At 72.5% G+C, this 16,596-nt stretch carries 19 protein-coding genes, 1 tRNA gene and 1 riboswitch; of the genes, 19 read left to right on the top strand and 1 reads right to left on the bottom strand.

The window, feature by feature from the left end; translation table 11 throughout:
* Positions 1-22 precede the first annotated feature (22 nt).
* From DV701_RS03195 to DV701_RS03175, 5 genes are all read left to right on the top strand, one after another.
* A complete protein-coding gene (locus DV701_RS03195; protein ID WP_228255191.1) occupies positions 23-1,501 on the top strand; it encodes an MFS transporter in 1,479 nt (492 codons plus the stop codon).
* Positions 1,502-1,645: 144 nt separating this feature from the next.
* On the top strand, positions 1,646-2,557 hold the full coding sequence (locus tag DV701_RS03190; protein WP_114927040.1) for a ParA family protein: 912 nt from the start codon (positions 1,646-1,648) through the stop codon (positions 2,555-2,557).
* 2 nt (positions 2,558-2,559) lie between these two features.
* A complete protein-coding gene (locus tag DV701_RS03185) occupies positions 2,560-3,516 on the top strand; it encodes a segregation and condensation protein A (protein WP_114927039.1) in 957 nt (318 codons plus the stop codon).
* Positions 3,509-4,156: an SMC-Scp complex subunit ScpB gene (gene scpB, locus DV701_RS03180; RefSeq protein WP_407669342.1), complete on the top strand. Its 648-nt coding sequence runs from the start codon at positions 3,509-3,511 to the stop codon at positions 4,154-4,156. Before DV701_RS03185 ends, scpB begins: the two co-directional genes overlap by 8 nt.
* Positions 4,153-5,112, top strand: a complete 960-nt coding sequence (locus DV701_RS03175) for a pseudouridine synthase (protein WP_114927038.1) — start codon at positions 4,153-4,155, stop codon at positions 5,110-5,112. Before scpB ends, DV701_RS03175 begins: the two co-directional genes overlap by 4 nt.
* A 38-nt stretch (positions 5,113-5,150) precedes the next feature.
* On the opposite strand, the gene DV701_RS03170 is transcribed toward DV701_RS03175, so the two are convergent.
* The gene (locus DV701_RS03170; RefSeq protein WP_228255308.1) at positions 5,151-6,596 is read right to left on the bottom strand and encodes an amino acid permease; all 1,446 of its coding nucleotides are present in this window, start codon (positions 6,594-6,596) and stop codon (positions 5,151-5,153) included.
* A gap of 152 nt (positions 6,597-6,748) precedes the next feature.
* Here DV701_RS03170 and cmk point away from each other — a divergent pair, with 152 nt between their 5' ends.
* The 14 genes from cmk to DV701_RS03100 all read left to right on the top strand — a co-directional run bounded on the left by cmk (position 6,749) and on the right by DV701_RS03100 (position 16,347).
* Entirely contained in the window at positions 6,749-7,480 is a 732-nt protein-coding gene (gene cmk / locus DV701_RS03165) for a (d)CMP kinase (RefSeq protein WP_114927036.1), read from the top strand.
* The gene (locus DV701_RS03160) at positions 7,477-8,346 is read left to right on the top strand and encodes a sulfurtransferase (protein WP_114927035.1); all 870 of its coding nucleotides are present in this window, start codon (positions 7,477-7,479) and stop codon (positions 8,344-8,346) included. Before cmk ends, DV701_RS03160 begins: the two co-directional genes overlap by 4 nt.
* Positions 8,346-8,822: a SufE family protein gene (locus DV701_RS03155; RefSeq protein WP_114927034.1), complete on the top strand. Its 477-nt coding sequence runs from the start codon at positions 8,346-8,348 to the stop codon at positions 8,820-8,822. The genes DV701_RS03160 and DV701_RS03155 overlap by 1 nt, the downstream gene beginning before the upstream one ends.
* A gap of 86 nt (positions 8,823-8,908) precedes the next feature.
* Positions 8,909-10,372, top strand: coding sequence for a ribosome biogenesis GTPase Der (gene der, locus DV701_RS03150; protein ID WP_228255307.1), 1,464 nt, complete (start codon positions 8,909-8,911; stop codon positions 10,370-10,372).
* A 94-nt stretch (positions 10,373-10,466) separates the two neighbouring features.
* A tRNA-Pro gene (locus DV701_RS03145) sits at positions 10,467-10,540 on the top strand.
* Positions 10,541-10,641: 101 nt separating this feature from the next.
* The gene (locus tag DV701_RS03140) at positions 10,642-11,268 is read left to right on the top strand and encodes a CDP-alcohol phosphatidyltransferase family protein (RefSeq protein WP_114927033.1); all 627 of its coding nucleotides are present in this window, start codon (positions 10,642-10,644) and stop codon (positions 11,266-11,268) included.
* Complete coding sequence (locus DV701_RS03135) at positions 11,265-12,164, top strand: DUF881 domain-containing protein (RefSeq protein ID WP_114927032.1); 900 nt, start codon at positions 11,265-11,267, stop codon at positions 12,162-12,164. Before DV701_RS03140 ends, DV701_RS03135 begins: the two co-directional genes overlap by 4 nt.
* The gene (locus tag DV701_RS03130) at positions 12,161-12,493 is read left to right on the top strand and encodes a small basic family protein (RefSeq protein WP_114927031.1); all 333 of its coding nucleotides are present in this window, start codon (positions 12,161-12,163) and stop codon (positions 12,491-12,493) included. Before DV701_RS03135 ends, DV701_RS03130 begins: the two co-directional genes overlap by 4 nt.
* Entirely contained in the window at positions 12,494-13,297 is an 804-nt protein-coding gene (locus tag DV701_RS03125) for a DUF881 domain-containing protein (RefSeq protein ID WP_114927030.1), read from the top strand. It begins immediately after the preceding gene.
* Positions 13,298-13,383: 86 nt separating this feature from the next.
* Positions 13,384-13,773: a glycine cleavage system protein GcvH gene (gene gcvH / locus DV701_RS03120; protein WP_114927029.1), complete on the top strand. Its 390-nt coding sequence runs from the start codon at positions 13,384-13,386 to the stop codon at positions 13,771-13,773.
* Positions 13,774-13,875: 102 nt separating this feature from the next.
* Positions 13,876-14,331: an FHA domain-containing protein gene (locus DV701_RS03115; RefSeq protein WP_162802764.1), complete on the top strand. Its 456-nt coding sequence runs from the start codon at positions 13,876-13,878 to the stop codon at positions 14,329-14,331.
* Positions 14,328-15,089 (top strand): transcriptional regulator FtsR, encoded by a 762-nt coding sequence (gene ftsR / locus DV701_RS03110; protein WP_114927028.1) that lies wholly within the window; start codon positions 14,328-14,330, stop codon positions 15,087-15,089. The genes DV701_RS03115 and ftsR overlap by 4 nt, the downstream gene beginning before the upstream one ends.
* Positions 15,090-15,146: 57 nt before the next feature.
* Positions 15,147-15,644: a bifunctional nuclease family protein gene (locus DV701_RS03105; protein ID WP_114927027.1), complete on the top strand. Its 498-nt coding sequence runs from the start codon at positions 15,147-15,149 to the stop codon at positions 15,642-15,644.
* Positions 15,645-15,756: 112 nt separating this feature from the next.
* On the top strand, positions 15,757-16,347 hold the full coding sequence (locus DV701_RS03100; protein WP_407669340.1) for a MerR family transcriptional regulator: 591 nt from the start codon (positions 15,757-15,759) through the stop codon (positions 16,345-16,347).
* A gap of 79 nt (positions 16,348-16,426) precedes the next feature.
* A riboswitch (glycine riboswitch) is annotated at positions 16,427-16,522 on the top strand.
* Positions 16,523-16,596: the final 74 nt, after the last annotated feature.

Raw genomic sequence — 16,596 nt, 5'->3', positions numbered from 1 at the left:
GCCTGGACCTAGAGTGCACGGTGTGACGTCCCCGCCCGCAGACCCGACCACCGGCCCGGACCCGCGGCGGTGGCGCATCCTGGGGGTGCTGAGCGCGGCGCTGTTCATGTCGCTGATCAGCGTGAGCATCGTCAACGTCGCGCTGCCCTCGATCCAGGAGGGGCTCGGCGCCACCCAGTCGGACCTGCAGTGGATCCTGACCGGCTACGCCCTGACGTTCGGCGTCGGACTGGTCACCGCCGGTCGCGCCGGAGACCTGTACGGGCGCGGCGGCTTCTTCATCATCGGGGTGGCCATCTTCACCGCGGCCTCGGTGTGGTCGGCGCTCGCCCCGGACCCGCTGTGGCTCAACTTCTCCAGGGCCGTCGCCGGGGTCGGGTCGGGCCTGATCGGCCCGCAGACGGTCGGCATGATCCAGCAGTACTTCCGCGGGGCCGAGCGCGGGCGGGCGTTCGGGATCTTCGGCAGCGTCGTGGGGGTCTCGGTCGCCATCGGCCCGGTGCTGGGCGGCGTCCTCATCCAGGCCGGCGGCCCCGTGGACGGGTGGCGGTGGGTGTTCTTCGTCAACGTGCCGGTCGGGGTCCTCGCGATCCTCCTGGCCCTCGCCTGGATGCCCAGGCCGCTGCTGAGCCGCCCCGGGGCGGCCCCGGCGGTCCAGGGAGCGGACGGCGCGCCCGCCGGGCGCCGCCGCACCGACCTCGACCCGGTCGGGGCCCTGCTGCTGGGGCTCGCGCTGCTCGCCATCCTGCTGCCCTTCCTGCAGCCGGCGCCGCCGCCGCTGCTCTGGCTCGCGCTGCCGGGCGGCCTGGCCCTCGTCGGCCTCTGGTTGTGGTGGGAACGGCGCTACGAGGCGCGCGGTCGCTCGCCGATGGTGGAGCTGGGCATCTTCCGCGTGCCCAGCTTCGCCAACGGCACCCTCCTGATGGGGCTGTACTTCCTCGGCATGACCAGCATCTTCGTGCTCGTCGCGCTGTACTTCCAGCAGGGCGCCGGGCACACCGCCCTGGCGACCGGCCTGGTCGGGCTGCCCAGCGCCGTGCTCTCGACCGTCTCCGCGCTGTGGGCCGGCCGCGCGGTGGCCGTCCACGGGCGCAAGGTGGTGGTCGGCGGCCTGGTCGTGGCCCTGGTCGGGGTGGCGCTGTCCATGCTGGTGGTCTGGCTGCACGCACGCGGCACCGCCAGCGAGTGGTGGCTGCTGCTGTCGCTGTCCTTCGTCGGGATCGCCCAGGGCTCGGTGATCAGCCCGAACCAGGCGCTGACCCTGGCCGAGGTGCCGCTGGAGTATGCCGGCAGCTCGGGCGGCGTGATGCAGACCGTCCAGCGCGTCGGGACCTCGATGGGCATCGCCGTCATCACCGCGATCACCTTCGCGGTGCTCCGCGCCAGCGACTGGTCGACGGCGTTCGTGGTCGGCTTCGCCTCGATCGGGGTGGTCATCGCGATGGCCCTGGTGGTCGGGGTGGTCGACCTGCGTCAGCGCGACGGCCGGGTGGGGCTGTAGCAGCGGTAGGCCCGACCCGGCCCGCCCGCACCTCGACCTCAGGTCGAGGTTCACCCGTCGGGCGTCCGGCCGGTCGGAACCGTTAGTGTCTCTCCATGATCGGCGGGAGGCCGACCACGACGCGAGCGAGGTTGGAGAAACTACGTGAACCGCGAGGCACACGCCACCTACGACCGCCTGCCCGGCACCGAGGACTCGGGCGTGGGCCAGGACGGCCCGACCGGGCGGCCGCTGCCCGACTTCCCGGTGCCGGCCCCGCTGGGCAGCCACGGGCCGGCCCGCATCATCGCGATGTGCAACCAGAAGGGCGGGGTCGGCAAGACGACGTCCACCATCAACCTGGGGGCCGCCCTCGCGGAGTACGGCCGCAAGGTCCTGATGGTCGACTTCGACCCGCAGGGCGCGCTCTCCGTGGGGCTGGGCGTGCCCACCCACGACCTGGACGTCACCGTCTACAACCTGCTCGTCGAGCGCGGCCACGACGTCCACGACGTCCACGACGTCATCCAGCCCACCCGGGTCCCCGGCATCGACATCCTGCCCGCCAACATCGACCTGTCGGCCGCCGAGGTGCAGCTGGTGGGCGAGGTCGCCCGCGAGCAGATCCTCTCCCGCGTCCTGCGTCCGGTGCTCGACGACTACGACGTCGTCCTCATCGACTGCCAGCCCTCGCTCGGCCTGCTCACCGTCAACGCGCTCACCGCCTCGCACGGGGTGGTGATCCCGCTGGAGACCGAGTTCTTCGCGATGCGCGGGGTCGCCCTGCTCATCGAGACCATCGAGAAGATCACCGACCGGCTCAACCCGCGGCTGCAGATCGACGGCATCCTGGCCACCATGTACGACGGCCGCACCCTGCACTCCCGGGAGGTGGTGCGCAGCGTCGTCGACCACTTCCAGGACCAGGTGTTCCACACGGTGATCAGCCGCACGGTCAAGTTCCCCGACGCCACGCTTGCGGCCGAGCCGATCACGTCCTACGCCAGCACCCACGCCGGCGCAGAGGCCTACCGCCAGCTGGCGCGCGAGCTGATCGCGCGCGGCGGCGCGCCCTGAGCGTGGTCAGCGCCCCGCCCGCGGAGGCCCCGCCGGACGCCCCGCCCACCACGACCACCGCGACAGCGACACCGGGTGGCGTCCTCACCCGCACGCACGCCGGCTTCGAGGTCCACCTCGACGTCTTCTCCGGCCCCTTCGAGCTGCTCCTCGGGCTCATCGCCAAGCACCGCCTCGACGTCACCGAGATCGCCCTGGCCCGGGTCACCGACGAGTTCGTCGCCTACCTGCGCGCAGCCCGCGAGGCGCACGAGGACTGGGACCTGTCCCAGGCCAGCGAGTTCGTCCTGATCGCCGCGACGCTGCTGGACCTCAAGGCCGCGCGGCTGCTGCCCAGCGCCCGCGAGGACGAGGAGGAGGACCTGGCCCTCATCGAGGCGCGCGACCTGCTCTTCGCCAGGCTGCTGCAGTACCGCGCCTTCAAGCAGGTCGCCGACGAGCTGCGGCTGCGGATGGAGGGCGCTGGCCGCATCTTCGCCCGCGACGTGGGCGTCGAGGACCGGTTCGCCGCGCTGCTGCCCGAGGTGGTGCTGGGCATCACGCCCGAGCAGCTCGCGATGATCGCCGGCCGGGCGATGATCCCCAAGCCGCCGCCCACCGTGGGCGTCTCCCACCTGCATGCCCCGCAGGTCTCGGTGCGCGAGCAGGCATCCCTGCTCGCGGCCCGCCTGCGCGGGCGCGGGTCCGCCTCGTTCCGCGACCTGGTCGCCGACGCCGACAGCACCCTGGTCATCGTCGCGCGCTTCCTCGCGCTGCTCGAGCTCTTCCGCGACACGGTCGTGGCACTGGACCAGCGCGAGCCCCTCGGCGAGCTGACGGTGCGCTGGACCGGTCCGGACTCCGGGCGGATCGACGTCGGCCACGAGTTCGACGAGGACGAGCCGGTGCCCGTGCCCGCGACGGGGGCCGACGGCGGACCCGCGTCGACCGGTGCGCACCAGGAGGCCGACCGTGACTGACCGGGCGGCGCCGGACCACGTGCGCGGGCAGGAGCAGACGGAGGGGACGACCGAGGAGCACCAGGTCGCCTTCGACATCAACGACTTCCCCGGCGGTGCGCGGTCGGCCGTGGAGGCCGTGCTCATGGTGGTCGACGAACCGGTCACCGAGGAGGACCTCGCCGCCGCGCTCGAGCTGCCGCTGGAGGACGTGGGCCGGGTGCTCGACGACCTCGCCCAGGACTACGCCGGCGGCGAGCGCGGCTTCATGCTGCGGCGCCTCGGCGGCGGCTGGAGGATCTACACCCGGCCCGAGTACGCCCCGGTGGTCGAGAAGTTTCTCCTCGGCGGACGCCAGGCGCGGCTGACCCAGGCCGCGCTGGAGACCCTCGCGGTCATCGCCTACCGGCAACCGATCAGCCGGGCCCGCATCGGCGCGATCCGCGGGGTCAACGTCGACGGCGTGGTCCGCACGCTCCTGGCCCGCGGGATGGTGACCGAGGTGGGCCAGGACCCGACGGCCGGTGCGGTGCTCTACGGCACCACCGACCTCTTCCTCCAGCGCCTCGGGCTGGACTCACTCGACGACCTGCCGGCGCTCGCGCCCTACCTGCCCTCGGCCGAGGTGCTGGAGGAGCTCGCCGCGGAAGGACTGGCATGAACGACAGACAGCGCAGCGGCTCCGGCGGAACCGGACGGGGCGGCTCCGGCGGCGGATCCGGACGCGGCAGGGGCGGCGGCAAGGGCTCGCCGCCCGGCGGCGGCCGCGGGCGGCCCCGACGGTCCCCGCAGGACGGCGGAGGCGCCGGTCCCCGGCGGGCCGGCAAGGGCTCGCCGCCCCGTCGGCGTCCCCGGACCCCGGCGCCGACCACGCCGGTCGACGTGCACGACCCCGAGGGCGTGCGGCTCCAGAAGCTCCTGGCCGGCGCCGGCTTCGGCAGCCGCCGGGCGTGCGAGAAGCTCATCGAGCAGGGCCGCGTCGAGGTGGACGGCACCGTCGTCACCGAGATGGGCGTGCGGGTCGACCCCGCGCGCCAGGTGGTGCGCGTCGACGGCGACCGGGTCGTGGTCGACACGGACAAGGTCTACCTGGCGTTCAACAAGCCGGCCGGGGTGGTCTCGACGATGCAGGACGACGAGGGACGCCCCTCCCTCGCCGACTACGTCGGGCACCTGTCGACCCGGCTGTTCCACGTGGGCCGGCTCGACTTCGACACCGAGGGGCTGCTGCTGCTGACCAACGACGGGGAGCTGTCCCACCGGCTGCAGCACCCCGCCTACGGCGTCCCCAAGACCTACGTGGCGCAGGTGCACGGTGTCGTCGGCAAGGACGTGGGCAAGCGTCTGCGCGCGGGCGTCGAGCTCGAGGACGGGCTGGCCAAGGTGGACTCGTTCAAGCTCGTGGACTCGCTGCCGGGCCACTCGATCGTCGAGGTGGTGCTGCACGAGGGCCGCAAGCACATCGTGCGACGGATGCTCGACGACGTCGGCTACCCGGTGGAGCTGCTCTCGCGCACCCAGGTCGGGCCGGTGCACCTCGGCGAGCTGCGTCCTGGACGCTACCGGGCGCTGGCCGCCGAGGAGGTCGCCCAGCTCTACCGGGCCGCGGGCCTCTGACGGCGAACCTTCGCCCGCGCCCGGGGGTCGGGCGGTGCTCAGAGAGCCGCGCCGACGCCCTCGGTGTGCGTGTCGTCCTCGTGGACCTTGTCCTTGATGAGGTACCAGGCCACGCCGAGGATGACGAACCACAGGGGCGTGCCCAGCAGTGCCACCAGGGTGTCCTGCTCCCGGGTGAGGACGTAGATGATGAAGACGAAGAAGGCCAGCACGACGTAGCACATGGGCACGCCGCCGGGCATCTTGTAGATGCTCGTCGCGTGCGCCTCGGGGTAGCGGCGCCGGTAGACGATGTAGCTGCACAGGATCATGCCCCAGACGAACATGAACAGCACCGCGGAGATCGTCGTCACGACGGTGAAGGCGCCCATGACCGTGTCGGAGAGGAGCAGGAGCAGGGAGCTGGAGACGATGATGACCGAGATCACCAGGCCCACGGCCGGCACCATCCGGCTGGAGAGCCTGCCCGTCGGGGCGGGGGCCATGTTCTTGTGGGCGAGGCCGTAGAGCATCCGGGAGGTCGAGAAGAGACCGGAGTTGGCGGCGGAGGCTGCCGACGTCAGCACGACGAAGTTCATCAGCGAGGCGGCCGCAGCAACACCGACCAGGGTGAACAGGTTCACGAACGGCGACAGCTCGGGGCTGACCAGGTCCCAGGGCGTGACCGACATGATCACGACCAGGGAGAAGACGTAGAAGAAGAGGACCCTGATCGGGATCTGGTTGATCGCCCTCGGCAGCGTCTTGGTCGGGTTGGCGGTCTCCGCCGCGGTGGCTCCCACCAGCTCGATCCCCACGAACGCGAAGGTCGCGATCTGGAACCCGGCGAAGAAGCCGTCCGCCCCGTGCGGGAAGACCCCGCCCGGCCGGTTCCAGAGGTTGGCCAGGGAGGCCTGGGTCCCGTCCGGGGCGGTGAACCCGCGGATGATCATCCAGGCACCCATGATGATGAGCGCGAGGATCGCCACCACCTTGATGATGGCGAACCAGAACTCCAGCTCGCCGAACAGCCCGACGGTGAGCATGTTCAGCCCCAGCAGCCCCAGCAGCACGACCAGCCCCAGGAGCAGCGCGGTCGCGCGGATCTCGGTGGGATCGTCCGGGTTCAGCCAGTAGTTGAAGTAGCTGGCCACCGCGATGATGTCGGCCATCCCGGTGACGATCCAGCACAGCCAGTAGGTCCAGCCGCAGAAGAAGCCGGCCCAGCCGCCCAGCATGTCGGCTGCGAAGTCCTGGAAGGACTTGTAGTCGAGGTTGAAGAGCAGCAGCTCGCCCATCGCCCTCATGACGAAGAAGAGCATCGTGCCGATGATCAGGTAGACGATGAGCACCGACGGACCGGCAGCCGCGATCGTCTTGCCCGACCCCATGAACAGGCCGGTGCCGATGGCGCCGCCGATGGCGATCAGCTGGATGTGCCTGTTCTGCAGACCCCGGTGCAGCCGTTCCTCCGGGTGAGTGGACGTCTGCGGGTGCACGGGCATACTCATGAGCTCCCTTCGGAGCGGGCCCAGCGGCGGGTCGCGACCTAGGACGTGAGAAGTCTAGGGCCGCGGCACCGCCTGCGTCATGAAACGGAGCGTGGCCCCCGCAGCGCGGCCGTCGGGCCGCACGGGCCGACCGTTAGGCTGGTGGGGTGCCCAACTCCCCGATCACGATCGCCGTCGACGGACCCAGCGGGTCCGGCAAGTCGTCGGTCTCCCGGGCCGTCGCGCGGCGGCTGGGGCTGGCCTACCTCGACACCGGCGCCATGTACCGCGCCCTCACCTGGTGGTGCCTGGAGCGGGGCCTGGACCTCGCCGACCAGACCACGGTGGCCGCGGCCGCCAAGGACCTGGACCTGAGGCTGTCGACCGACCCCGACGCCCCCGAGGTGCGGGTCGCCGGCACCGACGTGAGCCAGGAGATCCGCACGACGCGCATCTCGGGCCAGGTCTCGCAGGTCGCGACCAACCTCGGTGTGCGCGCCGAGCTGCGCCGCCGCCAGCGTGCCCTGGTCGAGGAGCTGCGCGCCGCGCGCGGGGGAGTGGTGGTCGAGGGCCGCGACATCACCACCGTCGTCGCTCCGGACGCCGAGCACCGGATCCTGCTCACCGCCTCCGAGGAGGCGCGCCTGACCCGCCGCACCACCGAGCTGCACGGCACCAGCACCCAGGAGCAGCTGGCCGCCACCCGGGACCAGGTGGTGCGCCGCGACCGGGACGACGCGAGCGTCAGCGCCTTCTTCGAGCCCGCGGACGGGGTCCACGGCCTCGACACCTCCCACCTGTCCTTCGAGGAGTCCGTGCGCGCGGTCCTCGACCTGGTCGCGCACGGCGCGACGCACCCCATAGCCGCATCCACCCCCGACCTGCAGGAGCACCGATGACCCTGTCCCCCGACACCGACGAGAAGCTCGCGACCTACGCCCACCCCGAGCGTCTGGTGACGACGACCTGGCTGTCCGAGCACCTGGGCGAGGAGGGCCTGGTCGTGCTGGAGTCCGACGAGGACGTCCTGCTCTACGACACCGGCCACGTCCCCGGCGCCCTCAAGATCGACTGGCACACCGACCTCAACGACCCCCTGACCCGTGACTACGTCGACGGGGCACGCTTCGCCGAGGTCATGGGTGAGCGCGGCATCACGCGCGGGACGACCGTGGTCATCTACGGCGACAAGTCGAACTGGTGGGCCTCCTACGCGCTGTGGGTGATGACCCTCTTCGGCCACCAGGACGTGCGCCTGCTCGACGGCGGCCGCGCCGCCTGGGTGGCCGAGGGCCGGGAGATGACCACCGAGGTGCCGCAGGTGACCCCAGCGACCTACCCCGTCGTCGAGCGGGACGACAGCAAGGTCCGGGCGTTCCGGGACGACGTGCTGGCCCACCTGGGCAGCCCGATGATCGACGTGCGCAGCCCGGGGGAGTTCTCCGGCGAGCTGCTGCACATGCCCGACTACCCGCAGGAGGGCGCGATGCGCGGCGGGCACGTCCCTGGCGCGCGCAACGTGCCCTGGGCGCGGGCGGCCAACGAGGACGGGACCTTCAAGTCGCGCCAGGAGCTGGAGAGCATCTACCTGGAGGAGCAGGGGCTGACCCCCTCCGACGACGTCGTCGCCTACTGCCGCATCGGCGAGCGGTCGAGCCACACCTGGTTCGTGCTGACCCACCTGCTGGGCTTCGACAAGGTCCGCAACTACGACGGCAGCTGGACCGAGTGGGGCAACTCGGTCGGCGTGCCGGTGGAGCGCTGATGACCGCCGACCTGCGCGCCGGCCTGCCGGAGCAGATGGCCGAGCTGGCCGCCGACTTCCACGCCGTCGGCGAGAAGGACCGGCTCCAGCTGCTGCTCGAGCTGAGCCAGGAGCTGCCGGCGCTGCCCGAGCGCTACGCCGGAAAGATGGACCAGATGGAGCGCGTGGACGAGTGCCAGTCCCCGCTCTTCCTCGCCGTCGAGGTGGAGGACGACGCGGACCGCACGGTGCACCTCTTCTTCGACGCCCCTCCGGAGGCGCCCACGACGCGCGGCTTCGCCGGCATCCTGCACGAGAGCCTCGACGGGCTGCCCGCCGAGGACGTGCTCGCGGTGCCCGACGACGCGCCCTACCGCTTCGCCCTGGCCGAGGCGGTCTCGCCGCTGCGGATGCGCGGGATGGTCGCGATGCTCAGCCGGATCAAGCGGCAGGTGCGGCTGCGCCGCCAGGCGGCGGACACGGCGGCCGGCTCGTGAGCGAGACGGACGGGGAGCAGCTCGAGGACCTGGACGGGCCCGACGAGGTCGTGGAGGTCGAGTGGACCGGCGGCGCCGACCCCGACCTGGACGACGAGCTTGCCGACGGCGACGACGGTCACCTGGCGCGGGCGCTGCGGGCGGGCCTGGACGAGTTCGAGCTGTCCGAGGAGGACCGTGAACTTGTCGAGAGCGGCCAGCTGCCGCACGGCGAGGACGACGAGGCCGAGCACCGCCCGGTCGTGGCGGTCGTGGGCCGGCCCAACGTCGGCAAGTCCAGCCTGGTCAACCGGATCCTGGGTCGCCGCGAGGCGGTCGTGCAGGACGTGCCCGGCGTCACCCGCGACCGGGTCGCCTACGACGCCGAGTGGTCCGGCCGGCGGTTCACCGTCGTCGACACCGGCGGTTGGGACGTGGACGCGACCGGGATCCACCTGCGGGTCGCCGAGCAGGCCGAGGTCGCCGTCGAGCTGGCCGACGCCGTCATCTTCGTCGTCGACGCCGTCGTCGGCGCCACCGACACCGACGAGCAGGTCGTCCGGCTGCTGCGCCGCTCGGGCAAGCCGGTCGTGCTCGCGGCCAACAAGGTCGACGACCAGCGGATGGAGGCCGAGTCCGCCGTGCTCTGGTCGCTGGGGCTGGGCCAGCCCTGGCCCGTCTCCGCCCTGCACGGCCGGGGCTCCGGCGACATCCTCGACGCGCTGCTCGAGGTGCTACCCGAGCGGACCACGGTGCCCGGCGCCTACCCGCGCGGCGGACCGCGACGGGTCGCCCTCGTCGGTCGCCCCAACGTCGGCAAGTCCTCCCTGCTCAACCGGCTGGCCGGCGCGGAGCGGGTCGTCGTGGACGACGTCGCCGGCACCACCCGGGACCCCGTCGACGAACTCGTGGAGCTGGGGGGCAGGGTATGGCGCTTCGTCGACACCGCGGGCATCCGCCGACGGGTGCACCAGACCCGGGGCGCCGACTTCTACGCCTCGCTGCGCACCCAGACGGCGCTGGAGAAGGCCGAGGTCGCGGTCGTGCTCGTCGACGTCTCCGAGCCGCTCACCGAGCAGGACGTCCGCGTGGTCCAGCAGGTGGTCGACGCCGGCCGCGCGCTGGTCCTGGCGTTCAACAAGTGGGACACCCTCGACGAGGAGCGCCAGCACTTCCTGGAACGCGAGATCGAGCGCGACCTGGCGCAGGTGGCCTGGGCCCCGCGGGTCAACATCTCCGCGACCACCGGCCGGCACGTCGCCAAGCTGGTCCCCGCCCTGGAGACCTCCCTGGCCTCCTGGGACCGCCGGGTGCCCACCTCGCGCCTGAACGCCTTCCTCGGCGAGGTGGCCGCCGCACACCCGCACCCGGTGCGCGGGGGCAAGCAGCCCCGCATCCTCTTCGCCACCCAGGCCGACACCCGCCCGCCGAAGTTCGTCATCTTCGCCTCCGGCTTCATCGAGGCCGGCTACCGCCGGTTCCTCGAGCGCCGGCTGCGCGAGGAGTTCGGCTTCGAGGGCTCCCCGGTGGAGATCTCGGTGCGGGTGCGGGAGCGTCGTTCCCGCCGCTGATCCGCGGTCGCGGAGGGCCGCCGCGGGCATCGGCCCGGGCGATTCGGTACCGCGGGTCACCGTGCGTTAAGGTGATCCTCGCCCTTACGGGCCTCGGGCTGTGGCGCAGCTTGGTAGCGCACTTGACTGGGGGTCAAGGGGTCGCAGGTTCAAATCCTGTCAGCCCGACCGAGGAAGGCCCCGGACCGCACACGCGGACCGGGGCCTTCGTCATACCCCGTCCGCGCGGTGGGAACCCGTCGCTGCGGGCGCCTCCTACACTTGGCGGTATGTCGATGGGCACGGGGGAGGCTCCGCAGGCCAGCCGGGACCGCACGGTCCGGCCGGTCGGCAGCCGCCTGCTCACCGTCCCCAACGTGCTCAGCGTCGTCCGGCTGCTGGGGCTGCCGGTCTACCTCTGGCTGCTCGTCGACGGCGAGCTGGCGTGGGCGGGCCTGCTCCTCGTCCTCTCCGGGCTCACCGACTGGCTCGACGGCACGATCGCCCGTCGCTTCGGCCAGGTGAGCAGGCTCGGCGAGCTGCTCGACCCGATCGCCGACCGCCTCTACATCGCCACCACCCTGCTCAGCCTGGCCTGGTTCGGCTTCGTGCCGTGGTGGCTGGTCGGGGTCCTCGTCGCCCGTGACGCGTTCATCCTGGCGATGGCGCCGCTGGTGCGCCACCACCGGCTGCCCATCCCGCCGGTGCACTTCGTGGGCAAGGCTGCCACCTTCAACCTGCTCGGGGCCTTCCCGCTGCTGCTCTTCGGACACATCGAAGGCCCGTGGCAGACCCTTGCCCTCGCCACCGGGTGGGCGCTGGCCTGGTGGGGGACGGTCCTGTACTGGATCACCGGGTTCATCTACGCCTGGCAGGTGCGGGCGATGGTGCGTCGGCGCCGGGAGCTGCAGGTATGAGGTTCCTGCGCCTCGGGCAGGCCAGCCGGGACCCCGATCCGGCAGCCTCGATGGCGCTGCTGGGGGAGGTGCTGGACCCGCCCATCGGTCCCGGCTACCACTCGGCCGCCAGGGCCCGGGTCGAGGCGGGGCTGCCCGCCTCCTCCGGCTCCCGCACCTGGCTGCTGTTCGTCACGGCGGTCGTCCTGGGCATGCTCGTGACGGTCGCCGCGGTCACCCTGCGTGCCCCGGACCCGGTCGCCGCCGAGACGCGCAAGCAGCTCATCACCAGGATCGAGGCGGCGCAGGAGGCGGGCGACGCCTCGGGGGCGCGGGTGGAGGAGCTGCGGGCCGAGATCCTGTCCATCGAGCAGGAACGGGCCCGGCTCGAGGAGGGTCCGGCGGCCGAGCGCGCCATCACCTCGGCCGGGGAGCAGGCCGGTGCCCGGGCCGTCTCGGGGCCGGGAGTGGTCATCGTCCTGGAGGACGCCTCGTCCGGGGGCGAGGGCGCACCGGGCCTGGACGGCCCGGGGGAGCGCGTCAACGCCCGGGACGTCCAGCTGGTCGTCAACGGGCTGTGGAGCGCCGGGGCCGAGGCGGTCTCGGTCAACGGCCACCGGCTCACCAGCACGTCCGCGATACGATTCGCGGGCGAGGCGATCATCGTCGACTTCCGCAGCCTGGCACCGCCCTACGAGATCCGCGCGATCGGGGACCCCGAGCGGCTGGCCGCGGAGACGTCCTCGGGCGTCACCGGCGCCTACCTGGACCAGCTGCGCGGCCAGCTGGGGATCGCCTCGCGGGTGAGCGTGCAGGAGGACGTCACGATCGCCTCGGCCGAGCGGCTGACCACCCGCTACGGGCACGTGCTGGACCGGACCGCGCAGGACGACACCACGGAGGAAGACCGACGATGATCCCCGTCCTTGGCCTGGTGCTCGGGGTCGTGATCGGGCTGTTCGTCAGCCCCGAGGTGCCGTTGTGGCTGCAGCCCTACCTGCCGATCGCCGTCATCGCGGCGCTCGACGCGGTCTTCGGCGCCACCCGGGCCGCCCTCGAGGGGATCTTCAACGACCGCGTGTTCGTCATCTCCTTCCTGTCCAACGTCGTGGTGGCCGCGCTCATCGTCTTCCTCGGCAACCAGCTCGGGGTGGGCGCCCAGCTGTCCACCGGCGTGGTCGTGGTCCTCGGGCTGCGGATCTTCTCCAACGTGGCCGCGATCCGGCGCCACCTGCTGGGGGCCTGAATGACGGGCCCAGCCCGCAGGACCTGGCGGCCCTCGCGCGGCGGTGGCCGGCCGCCCGGGCCGCAGCCGACGACCGCGCAGGCGCGCCGGCGCCTGCGCGCCCTCCTGGTCCGGCTGCGGCCCGCGCGCGGGCAGGTCGTGGCCGCCGTGCTGCTGGCCCTCCTGGGCGTGGCGCTCGTCGCACAGGTGCGCAGCGCCGACGAGGTGGGGCTGGCCCAGCTGCGCCAGTCCGAGCTGGTCGCGCTCCTCGACGACGTCTCCGAGCGGGTGGACGCGCTGCAGGGCGAGGTGCGCCAGCTCGAGGACGACAAGGAGCAGCTGCAGGGGCAGGAGGGGGACGAGGCCGCCGCCCGCGCCGCCCAGGAGCGCCTCAACTCCTACTCGATCCTGGCCGGCACGGTGCCGGTCGAGGGTCCGGGCATCTCGGTCTACGTCAGCGACCCGGCCCGCGTCATGACCCAGACGATGCTGCTGGACGCGATCCAGGAGCTGCGCGACGCCGGGGCCGAGGCCATCCAGATCGGCGCGCAGAGGGTCGTCGCCTCCAGCTACGTCGGCGTGGACGCAGAGGGGCACGTCACCCTCGACGGGACCACGCTCACCCCGCCCTACCGCATCATCGCCATCGGCGGCTCCCACACGCTCGCCGGGGCGATGGCCATCCCGGGCGGGTTCTCCGACAGTCTGCGCGGCGCCGGAGGCGCGGTCCAGGTGGTGGAGTCGGAGTCGCTGGTGGTCGATGCGTTGCACGAGGCCACCGAGCCTCGTTACGCTCGACCCGTCCCCCCGACGACGGAACCGTGAGGAGCCGACTAGGGTAAGGCGGACCCGACCATGGCCGGTCGCCCTCCAGGGCACCGGCCCTTCCTTCCCCGGAGAGCAGGAGAGCGATGAGCAGCCTCGAGTACCCCGACGACCTGCGCTACACCTCGGACCACGAATGGGTGCGCGACCAGGGCGCCTCCGTGCTCCGCGTCGGCATCACGTCATACGCCCAGGACGCGCTGGGCGACGTCGTCTACGTCTCGCTTCCCACCGTCGGCGACACCGTCGCCGTGGGTGACCCCGTCGGCGAGGTGGAGTCCACCAAGTCGGTCAGCGACATCTACGCGCCCGTCGCCGGCGAGATCACGGCCGTCAACGACAACCTGGACGCCACCCCCGAGCTCATCAACACCGACAACTACGTCGAGGGCTGGATGTACGAGATCCGGGTCGAGGACACCGGTGTGCTCGACGACCTCCTGGACGCGGAGGCCTACCAGGCCCAGCTCGACTGAGACGGACGCTCCACTAGAGTGGGGGACCGGCGGCCGCGGCACGCGGCCCCGGTCCCTTCCGTCCCACCGGACGCCCTGCACCACCCCGAGGAAGGTCACCCCGTGAGCGACCGCGACCGCGAGCACCACGACTTCGGCACCGATCCGACCACCGCCCGGATCCCGCACGGCACGGACCTGCCCGCCGCCGAGTACACCTTCGACGAAGAGGTGCCGCGGCTCTCCCCGGAGGACCAGCGCACCGTCGACGCGCTGCGCCCCGGCACCGCGCTGCTCATCGTGCTCCGCGGCCCCAACAGCGGTGCCCGCTTCCTGCTCGACGCCGACGAGGTCAGCTCCGGGCGGCACCCCAGCAGCGACATCTTCCTCGACGACGTGACCGTCTCGCGCCGGCACGCCGTCTTCGCCCGGGCGGGCGAGGGCTACCTGGTCCGCGACGTGGGCTCGCTGAACGGCACCTACGTCAACCGCGAACGGATCGAGGAGACCCAGCTGCACCAGGGCGACGAGGTGCAGATCGGCAAGTTCCGGCTCGTCTACTACCTCGGCCGCCCGTGACGTCGGCAGCACGCGCCGAGCCGGGGGGCGTCGACGGCATCTCGATCGGTGCCGTGCTCCGCCAGCTGCAGCCCGACTTCCCCGACCTGACCATCTCCAAGATCCGCTACCTGGAGACGGAGGGGCTCATCACGCCCGAGCGCAGGTCCTCGGGCTACCGGCGCTTCGCCGAGTCCGACATCGCCCGCCTGCGCTTCGTCCTGACCGCCCAGCGGGACCGCTTCTGGCCGCTGAAGGTCATCAAGGAAGCGCTCGACCGGCTCGACCGGGGCCTGGACGTCCCCGGTCTGGAGACGACCGGACCGGACCCGTCCGGCGCGGACGAGACCACCGGCGCGGCCGGTGCCGTCGTCACCGACCTCAGCGCGGCGGCGCTGCGTCGGCGCCGCGCGATCCGGCTCGCGCCCGCCGAGCTGCGCGAGCGCACCGGTCTGGACCGGGCCGCCTACAGCCAGCTCAAGGCCTTCGGCCTGCTGCGCACGGACGCCTCGGGGCGCCACCACGCCGACGACCTCGACGTGGCGACCGCGGCGGCCTCGCTGGCCCGGCACGGCCTGGAGGCGCGGCACCTGCGCTCCTTCCGGATCGGCGCCGACCGCGAGCTGGGCCTGGCGCAGCAGATCCTGGAGCCGCTGCGCCGGCGCAGCGTGCGGGGGGCGGGCGGGGCCGAGCCGGACGAGGTCGAGTCCGAGCTGCTGTCCACCATGCTGGCCCTGCACGTCGCCCTCGTGCGTTCGGGCCTCTCCCGCGCCCGCTGAGCCGGCTGCCACGGCCTGCACCCGACGGGCCGTCGGCGGGCGAGGTACCGTGGAGGAGTGAGAGAGCTCGACGTCCTCGGCGTCCGGGTCGAGATGCCCACCAACAGCCCGATCGTGCTCCTGCGGGAGCGCGAGGGGCAGCGCTACGTCCCGATCTGGATCGGGGCGCCCGAGGCCACGGCCATCGCCTACGCCCAGCAAGGGGTGGAGGCACCCCGCCCGCTCACCCACGACCTCATGGTCACCCTGGTCCGCGAGCTCGGCCACCGGCTGACGGCGGTCCACCTCACCGAGCTGCGCGACAACACCTTCTACGCCGAGCTGCACATCGACGAGGGGACCGTCATCTCGGCCAGGCCCAGCGACGCCATCGCGCTGGCGCTGCGCGCCGCGACCCCGATCTTCGCCACCGAGGCGCTCCTGGACGAGGTGGGCATCACGATGGCGGTGGAGGAGGAGGACGAGGTGGAGCGGTTCCGCGAGTTCCTCGACACGGTCTCCGCCGAGGACTTCGAGGGCCCGGGCGAGGCGCCCGGACCGGGTGCAGGAGGATGAGGGTGGGTGCCCCCGGCGCGTCGGTCGTTGACCCCGGTGAGCCTGCGGCATACCGTCAGAGCGTGCACACGGTGCACATCAGTCACACCAGCCACGTCCGTGAGGAGGACCGGTGAGCGCAGGCGTTGACACACCCGGCACGCAGGCAGGACCCGAGCGGGACGCCCGCCCGTCGCAGGGGGTGCTCTTCACGCAGGACACGCCGGCGATGGACGAGACCATCGGCTACCGCGGCCCGACCGCGTGCGGCGCGGCCGGGGTCACCTACCGGCAGCTCGACTACTGGGCCCGCACCGGGCTGCTGGAGCCCTCGGTGCGCAACCCGAGCGGGTCGGGCACCCAGCGCCTCTACTCCTTCCGCGACATCCTCGTGCTCAAGATCATCAAGCGGCTGCTGGACACCGGCGTCTCGCTGCAGCAGATCCGGGTCGCCGTCGGCGCGCTGCGCGAGCGCGGGGTCCAGGACCTCGCCGACATCACGCTCATGAGCGACGGAGCCAGCGTCTACGAGTGCACCAGCGACGACGAGGTCATCGACCTCGTGCGTGGCGGGCAGGGCGTCTTCGGGATCGCCGTCGGCAGCGTGTGGCGCGAGGTGGAGGGAACCCTCGCCCAGCTCCCCAGCGAGCGCGCGGACGACGTGGCGCCCGACCACCCCGGCGACGAGCTCTCCGCCCGTCGACGCGCCCGACGCACCTCCTGAGCAGCTGCGGCCGCCGGCTCTGCCTTCGGGGCGGGTGCCCCACCTCACGGTGCCGGACCTGATAGATTGGGGTCGCCGACGAGGCCGTGTGGGAGAGACCTCACCGGACCTGGTGAGGCGCCGAAGGGGCAAACTCCCCGACAAGCTCTCAGGCGCCAGGGACCGCGCGGATCAGGCAACTCTGGAAGGGCGCCCAGACACGGCCCGGCAGAGGGGGAGGGCACAACGCCCCCGCCCCCCAAGGAGCCA

The organism is Ornithinimicrobium avium (assembly GCF_003351765.1).
GTDB lineage: Bacteria > Actinomycetota > Actinomycetes > Actinomycetales > Dermatophilaceae > Ornithinicoccus > Ornithinicoccus avius.
The sequence above is the reverse complement of the archived record's forward strand: the minus strand, read 5'-3'. Positions and strand labels throughout refer to the sequence as shown.